10 protein-coding genes and 1 pseudogene are annotated in these 11,798 nt (G+C 73.8%); 6 read left to right on the top strand and 5 right to left on the bottom strand.

Annotated features, from left to right (window positions below):
• Together BZL64_RS40565 and BZL64_RS10770 are read right to left on the bottom strand one after the other, a co-directional pair.
• Window positions 1-185 (bottom strand): annotated as a pseudogene (locus BZL64_RS40565) (hypothetical protein); the annotation flags it as partial.
• Between the two features lie 75 nt (window positions 186-260).
• Window positions 261-1,580, bottom strand: a complete 1,320-nt coding sequence (locus BZL64_RS10770; RefSeq protein ID WP_086768456.1) for an MFS transporter — start codon at window positions 1,578-1,580, stop codon at window positions 261-263.
• A gap of 159 nt (window positions 1,581-1,739) precedes the next feature.
• On the opposite strand from BZL64_RS10770, the gene BZL64_RS10765 reads away from it, so the two are divergent.
• Window positions 1,740-2,099: an ArsR/SmtB family transcription factor gene (locus tag BZL64_RS10765; protein WP_086768454.1), complete on the top strand. Its 360-nt coding sequence runs from the start codon at window positions 1,740-1,742 to the stop codon at window positions 2,097-2,099.
• A gap of 21 nt (window positions 2,100-2,120) precedes the next feature.
• Here the strand turns inward: BZL64_RS10765 and BZL64_RS10760 are convergent, their stop codons facing one another.
• Together BZL64_RS10760 and BZL64_RS10755 are read right to left on the bottom strand one after the other, a co-directional pair.
• Window positions 2,121-2,861: a DUF1775 domain-containing protein gene (locus BZL64_RS10760; protein WP_086768452.1), complete on the bottom strand. Its 741-nt coding sequence runs from the start codon at window positions 2,859-2,861 to the stop codon at window positions 2,121-2,123.
• Window positions 2,862-2,934: 73 nt separating this feature from the next.
• Window positions 2,935-3,579 carry a hypothetical protein gene (locus BZL64_RS10755; protein WP_244205294.1) on the bottom strand — a complete coding sequence of 215 codons (645 nt, stop codon included), beginning with the start codon at window positions 3,577-3,579 and terminating at the stop codon, window positions 2,935-2,937.
• Window positions 3,580-3,745: 166 nt separating this feature from the next.
• On the opposite strand from BZL64_RS10755, the gene BZL64_RS10750 reads away from it, so the two are divergent.
• Window positions 3,746-4,285 (top strand): hypothetical protein, encoded by a 540-nt coding sequence (locus BZL64_RS10750; protein ID WP_425276033.1) that lies wholly within the window; start codon window positions 3,746-3,748, stop codon window positions 4,283-4,285.
• An 18-nt stretch (window positions 4,286-4,303) separates the two neighbouring features.
• On the opposite strand, the gene BZL64_RS10745 is transcribed toward BZL64_RS10750, so the two are convergent.
• Window positions 4,304-5,677, bottom strand: a complete 1,374-nt coding sequence (locus tag BZL64_RS10745; protein ID WP_086768449.1) for a Tat pathway signal sequence domain protein — start codon at window positions 5,675-5,677, stop codon at window positions 4,304-4,306.
• 258 nt (window positions 5,678-5,935) lie between these two features.
• Here BZL64_RS10745 and BZL64_RS10740 point away from each other — a divergent pair, with 258 nt between their 5' ends.
• The 4 genes from BZL64_RS10740 (at window position 5,936) to BZL64_RS10725 (ending at window position 11,283) form a co-directional block, all read left to right on the top strand.
• Window positions 5,936-6,775, top strand: coding sequence for a GNAT family N-acetyltransferase (locus BZL64_RS10740; RefSeq protein ID WP_086768458.1), 840 nt, complete (start codon window positions 5,936-5,938; stop codon window positions 6,773-6,775).
• A gap of 165 nt (window positions 6,776-6,940) precedes the next feature.
• On the top strand, window positions 6,941-7,849 hold the full coding sequence (locus BZL64_RS10735) for an SCO6745 family protein (protein ID WP_086768447.1): 909 nt from the start codon (window positions 6,941-6,943) through the stop codon (window positions 7,847-7,849).
• Window positions 7,850-8,068: 219 nt separating this feature from the next.
• Window positions 8,069-8,542: an RpiB/LacA/LacB family sugar-phosphate isomerase gene (locus tag BZL64_RS10730; protein ID WP_086768445.1), complete on the top strand. Its 474-nt coding sequence runs from the start codon at window positions 8,069-8,071 to the stop codon at window positions 8,540-8,542.
• A 356-nt stretch (window positions 8,543-8,898) separates the two neighbouring features.
• Complete coding sequence (locus BZL64_RS10725) at window positions 8,899-11,283, top strand: phosphoketolase family protein (RefSeq protein WP_086768443.1); 2,385 nt, start codon at window positions 8,899-8,901, stop codon at window positions 11,281-11,283.
• Window positions 11,284-11,798: the final 515 nt, after the last annotated feature.

Genomic DNA, 11,798 nt, shown 5'->3' with positions numbered 1-11,798 from the left:
GGAGTGGGGGACCGCGGGGTGGGCGGTGGGGAACTGACGGCCGTGGCCGCTGCCGTGGACCCGGTGGGTGGCGGTGCCGGTGTCGTCCGCGCCGCCTCGTCACCGCCGCCCCCGCCGCCACAGGCGCCGATGAGGACGAGGACGCCGGCCGCGCCGGCCGCCCAGCAGACCGCACGTCGTGTCACAGGGGGCATGGACTCCTCCGGGTTGCCGTGGGGCAGCCCTACCCGCACAGCGCGAAAACATCCCGGCGAGGGGCGCTAGGGGTGAGCGTGCGCCCCGTCCGCCACACCGGCGTGGCGGTGCCGCCAGCCGGACCGCACGCGTCGGGCGTCCCTCAGGTGCGGGTGCCCGGCGGGCAGGTCGGCGTGCACGTGGGGCGGCGGCGTCGACCACAGCCGTACCGCCGACAGCGAGGCCCCCAGGGTGATCGCGCCGAGAGCGGCCACCGCCCACCGTGGGCCGGCCGTAGCTCCCAGCCAGCCCGCCAGCGGATACGTCAGCAGCCAGCAGCCGTGCGACAGCGAGAACTGGGCGGCGAAGGCGGCCGTCCTCGCCCCGGCCGGCGCCGAACGGGTGACGAGCCGTCCGGTCGGCGTCAGCACCATCGCGCAGGCGGCGCCGAAGGCGGCCCACACGACGAGCAGGGCGGGCCACCGCCAACCGCCGCCCCCCGCCGTCGTGACGGCACCGAGTCCGGCGAAGACGACGACGAGCAGTCCGGCCCCGCGCAGCATCACCGTCCGGTCCGGCACCCGGTCCAGTATCCGGGGCAGGAGCAGGGCCACGGTCATCGAACCGGCGCCGTACGCGCCGAGCGCGAGCGGCAGGGCCCCGGTCGGCAGGTCCAGCAGGTCCCGTACGTAGACGACGGAGTTGACGGTCACCATCGCGCTCGCCGAGGCCACCGCGAGGTTCAGGGCGAGCAGGGCGCGCAGCGCGGGGACGGTGCGGAACAGCCGGGCGCCCGCCATGGCTCTGGCGTACGCACCGCACGCCGTCGACGGGCGAGCAGGGGGCAGGACCACGGAGAGCACCAGTGTCGCCGACGCGAGGAAGCCCAACGCGGTGCCCGTGAACAGCCAGTTGTAGGTGATGAGGGACAGCAGGGCCGCCGCCAGCGCGGGGGAGAACAGGCTCTCCAGGTCGTATGCGAGCCGGGACATCGACAGCGCCCGCGTGTAGTCGCGCTCCTCGGGCAGCACGTCGGGGACGACGGCCTGGAAGGCGGGCGTGAACACGGCCGACGCGGACTGGAGCAGGAAGACCAGGACGTACACCTGCCAGACCTGGTCGACGAAGGGGAGCAGTATGGCGACCCCGGCACGGGTGAGGTCCGCCGACAGCATGAGGGCCCGGCGCGACAGGCCGCCGGCCAGCGCGCCCACGGCCGGGGCGATCACCACGTACGCGGCCATCTTGATCGCGAGCGCGGTGCCGAGCACCGAACCGGCGTCGGACCCGGCCATGTCGTACGCCAGCAGCCCGAGGGCCACGGTCGCAAGGCCGGTGCCGACCAGGGCGACGACCTGGGCGGCGAAGAGACGGCGGTAGGTGCGGTCGCGCAGGACGGCGAGCATGCGGTCGGCTCCCTCGGCGGCACGGTCCGGGTAGTGCCCCGAGTGTAACTGTCATGTGCGCATCTGTGCACATGATGAAGTGGAACGCACGCGGGCCTCGGCACCCACGATCTCCGCCCACCCGGCCGTACCTGGGGCGGATGGCAATAGGCTGGCCCCATGCCCGAAAGCCACCCCATCTCACCTGCGGTCGATGTGCATCTGCGGGCCCCCGACAGTGCGCGGCTCGCCGAGGCGACCGGGGTCTTCGCGATGCTGTCGGACGTCACCCGGCTGCATCTGCTGTGGCTGCTCGCACAGGGCGAGTCGGACGTCGGCTCGCTCACCGATCGCTGCGGAGCCTCCCGCACGGCGGTCAGCCAGCACCTCGGCAAGCTACGGCTCGCCGGGCTCGTGGACACCCGCCGCGAGGGCCGCCACATCCATTACCGGCTCAGCGACGGCCATCTGCGGCGCCTGGTCCTGGAGGCGCTGAGCCACGCGGACCACCGGGTCAGCGGGACGGCGCCGCACGGCTGAGCACGACCGGCTCTGCGCCGGCTACTCCTGGGCGGCGCCCCGGCGGCGGACGAGGAACACCGCGGCGGCGACCGCGACGAGGACCGCCGCGACGATGCCGGCCCAGGCGCCTCCCGACAGGCCGCCGTCATCGTCCTTCGCGGTGTCGGCCGCCTGCGGGGAGGAGTCGACGGGGGTCTCCTCGGCCGTCGGAGTCGGGGCGGCCGAAGTGCTCGCCGGGGCACTGGGGGAGGGGCTGACGGTCCGCGCGCCGGGAGCGGCCGCCTTCAGCTTCAGGACGGGCGCCGGGTTGCCGTGCCCGTGATCGTGGCCGTCGCCGGATCCGCCCAGTTCGATCCAGCGGTCGACCTTGCCGTCGCCGTACGTCTGGAGCGTCTTGAACGCCAGCTCCTTCGCGTCGGGCAACTGCCGTACCACGACAGAGAATTCGACGTCCTCGCCGGCCTTCACGGCCGGGCCCTTGACGCTGTAGCCGTCGGCGGTGGCGGCGAACCGCCAGCCCGCCGGGCCCTCGCCGTAGGTCACGTCGGCGGGCTCGATGCCCTTGGGGAGGACCACGCGCAGTTCGGTGATTCCGGCGGTGGCGGACTCCGACTCGGCCACGAAGGTCAGCCGGACGTTCTCGGCGAGGGCCTGCGCGCCGGGCGACTCCACCTCGACATGGGCGGCGGCCGGAACGGCGGCCAGCAGGACGGCGGTTGTCGCGGCGGCCACAGCCAGGGGCAGGCGCCGTGCGGCGCGCGGCAGGGTGATGCGGGACATGGGGGTCTCCAGGCAGGTGCGTGCAGCGGAGCGGCGGCCGTGCGGCGGGTGCCGAACGAGAGCCGCCGCCAGGTCAGTTGACGACAGCGGACCTCGCCCTGGGAGGACCCCGTCTGACCAGCTCGTACGCGAGAAGCGGCCCGAAGGCCGGCAGCCGGTCACCCTCCGGCGGTGCGACCGCGACCGGCCCCCCGAGCCCCGGTGAACCGGCGTGGCGCATCGCCCCGAGGCGGAGACGCGCGCGTACGGCGTCGAGCGCGGCCGTCAGCCCACGGGCCAGCGCCCAGCACGCCGTGTCCGCCCGGTGCAGGAGCACGGCGGCCACCACGGCGACCAGGGCGTGGGCCGCCGTCATGGCCAGGGAGTCGTGCAGCCGGTCGGACCAGGCAGCGTGGATGTCGTGGACGTGCGCGGCGGGCGACACTGGCGGATGGCCGGTCCGCGTCAGCCACTGGTGCAGCCCCGACTGGGCGAGGACGCTCACCACGACGACCGTGACGGAACGCCGTGGGCGGCGGACGCCGGCCAGCCCGAGACCGAACAGCACGGCCGCCGCGGTCGCGCCCTGCGCCCACGGCACCGGCCGCTCCGCGAGCAGTTGGTGCGCGCCGGTGCCCAACACCGTACCGACGACGGCGAACACCGCGGCCCGCAGGACGGGCAGAGGCGGACGGGGTGTCGTCAGGGCTTGGTGCATGGCCCGCTCATCATGCGGCATCGCCCGCACGGTCGGGGCCCGGCTCGGGAAAAGACGCTGGTCGCGAGACCGGCGAGGGTGGGCGTCGCTGTCGCTGTCGGCGCCCTGGTGACAATGACGATGCCGGGAAGGTGAACAACGGTCCCGGACCGGCCGTACCCCTGGGCAGTCGTACGCCCGACCGCCGATGCGGCCGGGCACAGTCCGGGACCGGAAGACGGAGAGGCACGTGCCACAGCAGCCGCGGCGAGGACACACCGGCCGCACCCCCGCCACCACCCGCCTCCTGCGGGGCGCGGCCCGAGCCGCAGGCCTGACCCTGCTCACCCTCGCCACGGCCTGTGGCGGCGGTGGCCAGGACGAGGTCGCCGTGAACAGCGACCCGGCGAAGATCTCCGCCGCCCCGGCGGCCGGGGTCGTGGCCCCGGCGAGGGTCGAGGTGATCGCCGGCCTCACCGGCTGCGAGGCCGACATCCGCATCGAGGCCGACGAACTGCGCCAGGGCGCGTGCACCACCGCGGACGGCGGCTACCTCATCACCACGTTCCCGGAGGAGAAGCTCAAGGAGACCTGGCTGGACTCCGCGAGCGTGTACGGCGGCACGTACCTGGTCGGCACCCGCTGGGTGGTGAGCGCCGAGCCCGAGATGCTGGAGAAGTTCCGCGGCAAACTCGGCGGTACAGTACGGGAGTTGCGGGGAATCGGACCGGACCCCGGCGCGTCGTAGCGGCTGAATGCCGACCGGTCAGGCGCGCAGCGGATTGGCGCGGGCCGCCGCCAGCAGGTACCAGGCGGTGGCTCCGGTGTGCCGGTAGGGGTAGTAGCCGAAGCCGAAACCGGTGTCGAGCGGGCTGCTGGCCGATACGACCCCGGAGCCGGCGGCGACCGGTGTGCCCCCGAGCGTCTGGCCGCCGCCGAGCAGGTCCTGCGCCCGCTCGAGAGAGCTGAGCAGCCGGCGGGCGCGGGCCTCGTCGCCCGGCGAGTGCCGGTCGCGCAGGGCCAGCACCAGATGGGCAGTGCCCTCGAACCACACGCCGTTGCGGTCCGGCCTGGGCTGCCCGTCCGCGATCGGGGCGTCCTCGTTCGCCAGGAGACTCGCGGAACTGAAGGTGACCCCCTCGTACGACTGACCCGCCGGCACCGTGCTGTTGCGCCGGTCCGCCGAGTCCAGGACGGCCAGTTCGGTCCGGGCCCAGTCCAGTGACCGGGAGTGGGTGCGGGAGGAGAGCGCCAGGTGGCTCCAGGTCTGGGTGTCCTCCGGGACCGGGGACCTGTTGACCGTGACACCGTCATTGGTGCCGGTGTAGAAGAAGCCGCCGGACGGCTCCCACATGGCCTCGACGAAGGCCACGGCCCGTGCTCGCCGCTCCCACCACACCCGGTCCCCGGTGAGCCGGGCGAGCCGTCCGAAGAGGCAGATCAGGTCGGTGTTGTGCTCGGTCGAGCTGAACGGCAGCCGCTCGTCGGCCCCGTTCACGCCGAAGGTGTAGCCGCCGAGGGGCTGGTCGGTACGGCCGACGCGGTCGATCCACCCGCCGATCCGCACGGCACCCTGGAGGAAGCGGTCACGGCCGGTCCGCTTGGCGAGTGCGGCGAGCGCGATACCGGCCCAGGCCATGTCGCCCACGGCCGTTCCCGTGAAGCCGAACTGCGTGCCCACGTTGGCCGTGCCGTCCGCCCGCACGAACCCGTCCGGCTGCGGCGAACCGTCGTAGAAGGTGTACGGCCCCACGTTGTAGGCCTGCCGCAGCCGGCCGTCGTCGTACGCCGGGTCGTGGCTCTGCGCGTACAGCAGGGCGTCGCCGAGAGCCACGGCACGGGACAGGCCGTCCGCGGTGCGGGACGCCAGCGCCGCGAGAACGGCCAGGGCGTTGTCGTAGGTGAAAGCGGTGCTGAACAGGCCGGCCTGGTCGGTGTAGCTCTGCGCGAGCCGGACGGTGCCGGCTTGCGGATAGGCGTCCATGGCGGCGGCGAGGAAGGCGTACGCCCGCCGCTCCGGAGAAGCCGTCGCCGCCTGGGCCACGCCTGACCCGCCCACGCTGAGCACGGCCGCACCGACACCGAGGCCGGTCCCGATGAGCGCACGACGACTGAACGCCGGGCCTTGGCTGCCGGTCATGGATCTCCTTGAGGGGTGCGGGGGGTGTGGCTGGGGGTGTGCTGGGGCATCGGCGAGCGAGAGCGTGAGAGCGCTCTCAAACGGGGGTGCGGAGTCATTCTGCTGTGGGGTCCTGGCCGGGTCAACGCCGAAGCGGGGACCAGTCGTTGAGTACCGGGGGCGACCGCGCGTCCGGCACTGTGGGAGGGTTGGGGCAGGGCGGATCGGCGCGACGAATTCGAGATGTTCCGCCGCACCGCCCCGTGGTGGGATACGCCCATGGACGACCCGCTGCGCACCCGCATCGAGCAGTACTACGCCACCGTGCCCCTGCTGTTCTCCGACGCCGAGGAGTACGGCCCGCTGCGGCTGTTCGTACGGAAGGAGCCGGGTGCGCCGTACTACGGCGGCCCCGGTCACGCCCAGCCCGTCGGGGGCGCTCCCGTCGGCGCGGACGACATCGAGCGGGTGCGCGCGAGGCAGCGTGAACTCGGTGTGCCGCAGGCCTTCGAGTGGCTGGCCGAGGCGGCGCCCACGCTGCGCGCGCGGATCGAGGCGGCCGGACTGCCCGTGCTGGAACGGCCGTTGATGACATTCGATCAGCACCATGCCGTCGCCGCCCAGCCGTTGCCCGACGGGGTGCGCGTGCGCGCGCTGACCGCCGACGACCCCGCGCTGCCGGCCGCTCTCGCGCTGCCCCGCCTGGCCTTCGCCGAGCCGGGAACACCGCAGAGCAGCGCCGGTGCGCCGGAACTGCGGGATCTCGCCGCGGAGTTGACCGCGGACGGCACCGTGGCGACGGTCCGTCCCAGCCTGGCCGCCGGCCACAAGACGCTCGTCGCCGCCCTCGCCGACGACGGCACCCCCCTGGCCGTCGGCCACTACCACCCGGCGGGCGGCGCCACCGAGATCGGCGGCATCGGTACCCTGCCCACCGCCCGACGGCGGGGACTGGGCGCGGCCGTCACGACAGCCCTGGTCACCCACGCCCGCGCGCACGGCGTCCACACCGTCTTCCTCGCCTACGCCGACGAGGCCGTCGCCCGCCTCTACGCCCGCCTGGGCTTCCGCCCGGCCGGCACCACCCTCCTGATCGCCGACCAGCCGGCACGTTCGTAGCGCCGCCCACGTGGTCGCCCACCAGCCGGCACGTTCCCAGCGCCGTCGCGCCCCGCTCGACGGCAGGGCGTGGCGAGCCCGCCGCGGGTTGATCGTTGCCTCCCTCATGGCGCATGCTGCCTCCCGGTGGTCAGGTGAGCGGATCGGTGAGCCGGGAGGCATGCGGTGGACGACGGCGTCGCGCGGACTATGTGGGCACGGTTCGAACTGGTCCACGACCTGGTCTACTTCGCCCCCGAGGCGCACCTCGCAGCCGCCGAACTCGGCCTGCGCGGCTTCTGGATGGGCTACTTCGCGTTCCGCGCGGCGCCCCTCGGCCCCGTTCCCGCCTCCGTCGTCACCAGTTCCTTCTACGTCTTCCACCCCGACCGTGTGGCCCGCGCCGTCCCCGACGCCTGGGGCTACGCCGGTCCGGCCGACGTCCTCGCGGCGCGCGAGCGCGCCATGGACGCCGCGATGACCCGCGTCTTCGGGGCGGACACGGTCGGTTCCGCCGAGATGGCCGAGGCGGCCGACCTCGCCTGGGAGGCGGCGCAGGCCGCGGACACGGCCGGACGCGTCCTCGGCGCCGCCAACCAGGCCCTGCCGCGTCCGGCACAGCCGCACGTCAGGCTCTGGCAGGCGCTCACCACCCTGCGCGAACACCGCGGCGACGGACACATCGCCGTGCTCGTCGGCCACGGCCTGGGCCCGGTCGAGGCCATGGCCTTGAAGTGCGCGGCGGGGGAGTCGGACGAGGAACTGCTGCGGCAGACCCGCAAGTGGGACCTCGCGGCATGGCGGGCGGCACAGGCCGGGCTGAGCGACCGCGGCTGGCTCACCGACGACGGCCTGCTCACCCCCGCCGGGACGGCCGCCCACACGTCCGTCGAAGCCGGTACGGACACCGCGGCGGCAGTCCCCTGGACCACCCTGGGCCCCGACGCCACGTCCCGCCTCGGCCACCTCCTCGCACCCCTGGCCCGGACCGTCCGCGAGTCGGGCCTCCTCCCGGACGGCAACCCGGTGGGGCTCCCCGAGGCGACGCCGGAGGCCGACGCCGAAGCGGTGACGCTGGGCGGTCCTCCCGCCTGAGCGGGGCGGGCCGGTGTGCGCGAGCCTTCGGCGGAGCCGCCGGCTCCTGGTGAGGCTCCTGGTGACCGTGGCACTGTGCCTGGTGCCTGGTGCCTGGTGCCTGGTGCCTGGTGCCGCGTACCTCGAATGGCCGACGACGGCCTGAGCGGTCTGGACGATCTCACGTGGTCCCGGTGGTCGGCGCGACGTCGCCCGCCCCCTCTCAGTACCCTCCGAGGTATGCGGATCTCCGTTTCCTCCGACATGGACGAGCCCGTCGCCCGCGCGCTCGTCGCCGAGCTGCGTGGGCGTGGTCACGACGTGGTGCCGCACGGCGCTCTGCGGCCCGGCTCGGATCTCCGGTGGGCGGTGTGCTCGGAGGCGGCGGCCCGCGAGGTGGCCGACGGCACCTCGGAGCAGGCCGTGGTGTGCTGCTGGACCGGCACGGGCGCCTCCATCGCCGCGAACAAGGTGCCCGGCGTCCGCGCGGCCCTGTGCGCCGACGCCGCTACGGCCGACGGCGCCCGCCGCTGGAACGACGCGAACGTCCTCGCCCTCAGCCTGCGCCTGACCTCCGAGCCGCTGCTGAAGGAGATCCTCGACGCCTGGTTCGCCGCCGAGGCCAGCGAGGACTCCGAGGACCGGGCCAACGTCCTGCATGTCGACCGCATCGGCCGAGACGGGGACGGGGACGGGGACGCGCCGGTCTCCTGACGACCACCGCTGCCGGCGTCCGCCGCCGGTGAAGCCCCGGTTCCACAGAAGGCCGACTCCTTCCGGGGGACCCAGCCTCCGCCCAACGGGTGACGGCCACGCCCACCTCGGGACCCCGGCACCGGTCCCGGCGGTCGTTCACCGGCTCGGTCGGGGTCGGCCTTCGGCATCCGTCCGGGAGGCATCCGGGAGGCGTCCGGGAGGCGCTCATCCCCGTCCGGCCCTCCCGGCTCCCCCGGATGGGCCGGTCGGCCCTGGCGGGTACCCGGGGAGCGGGAGAGGGTGGGAGGGAAACGGACCGAGCCCCGTACCTCCCTCGCACCTCCCGCCGAAACCGATCCGGAAGGGACCCCGAGATGTCCGTCGACACCCGGCAGGCGTCCACCAGCCTCACCGACGACGAGCTGAGGACGCTGGACGCCCACTGGCGCGCCGCGAACTACCTGTCCGTCGGGCAGATCTACCTCATGGCCAACCCCCTGCTCACCGAGCCGCTGCGCCCGGAGCACGTCAAGCCGCGGCTGCTCGGCCACTGGGGGACCTCGCCAGGGCTGAACCTCGTGTACACCCACCTCAACCGTGTCATCCGCGACCGTGACCAGGACGCCCTGTGCGTGTGGGGCCCCGGCCACGGCGGGCCCGCGGTCGTCGCCAACTCCTGGCTGGAGGGCTCGTACACCGAGACGTACCCCGACGTCACCCGGGACGCGGCCGGTATGGCCCGGCTGTTCAGGCAGTTCTCCTTCCCCGGCGGCATCCCCAGCCACGTCGCCCCCGAGACGCCCGGCTCCATCCACGAAGGCGGCGAACTCGGCTACGCGCTCTCCCACGCCTACGGCGCCGCCTACGACAACCCGGACCTGCTCGTCGCCTGCGTGATCGGCGACGGTGAGGCCGAGACGGGGCCGCTGGCCGCCTCCTGGCACTCGAACAAGTTCCTCGACCCGGTCCACGACGGTGCCGTCCTGCCGATCCTCCACCTGAACGGCTACAAGATCGCCAACCCGGCGGTCCTGGCCCGCATCCCCGAACCGGAACTCGACGAACTGCTGCGGGGCTACGGCCACGACCCGATCCACGTCACCGGCGACGAGCCGGCCGCGGTGCACCGGGCGATGGCCGAAGCCATGGACACCGCCCTGGACCGCATCGCCGCGATCCAGCAAGCCGCCCGCCGGGAGGCGGCCGGCGAGCGCCCCCGCTGGCCGGTGATCGTGCTGCGCACCCCGAAGGGCTGGACCGGCCCCGCGCAGGTCGACGGTCTGCCCGTCGAAGGCACCTGGCGCGCCCACCAGGTCCCGCTCTCCGCGGTCCGCGACAACCCCGAGCACCTGCGTCAGCTGGAGACGTGGCTGCGTTCCTACCGGCCCGGGGAACTCTTCGACGAGTTGGGCGCCCCGCGGCACGACGTACTGACCTCGATCCCCGACGGCCCCCGGCGGCTCGGCGCCACCCCGCACGCCAACGGCGGCCTCCTGCTGCGTGAACTCCCGCTGCCCGCGCTGGAGTCGTACGCCGTCCCCGTCGACAAACCCGGCACCACCCTGCACGAACCCACCCGTGTCCTGGGCGAGTTGCTGGAGGACGTGATGCGCTCCACAGCCGCGCGGCGCGACTTCCGGCTCGTCGGGCCCGACGAGACCGCCTCCAACCGCCTCCAGGCCGTGTACGGGGCCAGCGGCAAGGCCTGGCAGGCGCAGACCCTCCAGGTCGACGAACACCTCGACCGGCACGGCCGGGTGATGGAGATCCTCTCCGAACACACCTGCCAGGGCTGGCTGGAGGGCTACCTGCTCACCGGACGGCACGGACTGTTCTCCTGTTACGAGGCGTTCGTGCACATCGTCGACTCGATGGTCAACCAGCACATCAAGTGGCTGCGCGTGTCCCGCCGGCTGCCCTGGCGCGCCCCCATCGCCTCCCTCAACTACCTGCTCACCTCCCATGTGTGGCGCCAGGACCACAACGGCTTCTCCCACCAGGACCCCGGCTTCGTCGACCACATCCTCAACAAGAGTCCCGAAGCCGTACGCGTCTACCTGCCGCCGGACGCCAACACGCTGCTGTCGGTGGCCGACCACGTGCTGCGCAGCCGCGACTACGTCAACGTGGTGGTGGCGGGCAAGCAGCCCTGCTTCGACTGGCTGACCATGGACCAGGCCCGTGCCCACTGCGCCCGCGGCGCCGGGATCTGGGACTGGGCGGGCACCGAGAACGGCAGCCGCGAACCGGACGTGGTCCTCGCCTGCGCGGGCGACGTACCGACCCAGGAGGTGCTGGCCGCCGCCCAGTTGCTCCGCCGCCACCTGCCCGAACTGGCGGTCCGCGTCGTCAACGTCGTCGACATCGCCCGCCTGATGCCGAGCGGCGAACACCCGCACGGCATGAGCGAATTCGAGTACGACGGCCTGTTCACCGCGGACCGGCCCGTCATCTTCGCCTACCACGGCTATCCGTGGCTGATCCACCGCCTCGCCTACCGCCGCACCGGCCACCAGCACCTGCATGTGCGCGGCTACAAGGAGATCGGCACCACGACCACACCGTTCGACATGGTCGTCCGCAACGACCTCGACCGCTACCGCCTGGTCATGGACGTCATCGACCGCGTCCCCGGCCTCGCCGTGCGCGCCGCGGCCGTACGCCAGCGGATGGAGGACGCCCGGCTGCGCCACCACGACTGGATCCGGGTGCACGGCACCGATCTGCCGGAGGTCGCCGACTGGGCCTGGGACGGCTGATCCGGGCATCTGGCAGGGCGCACGGTCCGGGGCGGACGGCGCAGAGACAGGGTCAGAAGCCGGGCGGCCGTGCGCCCTGTCATGGCGCCGGGCCCGGTGCTTACAGTGGTCGGCCAGCCCCGCGGCACGATCCGGTGGGGCGAGCCCCACCCATGCGTGGTCACCGGCCGGACCCGGCCCCGGCGGCAGTCCGGGCCCGGCCCGGCCCGCACACCGGCGCGGCTCCCAGGGCGACGGGTGCGAGGACCACCCGCGCGACAGGCACCACACACCGTGACGCCGTTCGGGCCGTGCGACCGGGCCCGCGGGACGAGCGCGCGTCGAGAGCCACTGGAGGCCGCTGTGTCCCGACCGTGCATCGCCCTGATCGCCGACCCGACGTCGCCCGAGGAATGCAGCGAGTACCTCGCCGACGCCGTGGAACTGCTCACCGGCGCCCCGCCCGTGCGCATCGACTCCCGCCACTTCGCGTCAGGAGCCCCCGAAGACGGTGGCGCGACCGGAGCTACCGGAAC

This window comes from Streptomyces bobili (genome assembly GCF_002154575.1).
GTDB classification, from domain to species: Bacteria; Actinomycetota; Actinomycetes; order Streptomycetales; family Streptomycetaceae; genus Streptomyces; species Streptomyces bobili.
The sequence above is the reverse complement of the archived record's forward strand: the minus strand, read 5'-3'. Positions and strand labels throughout refer to the sequence as shown.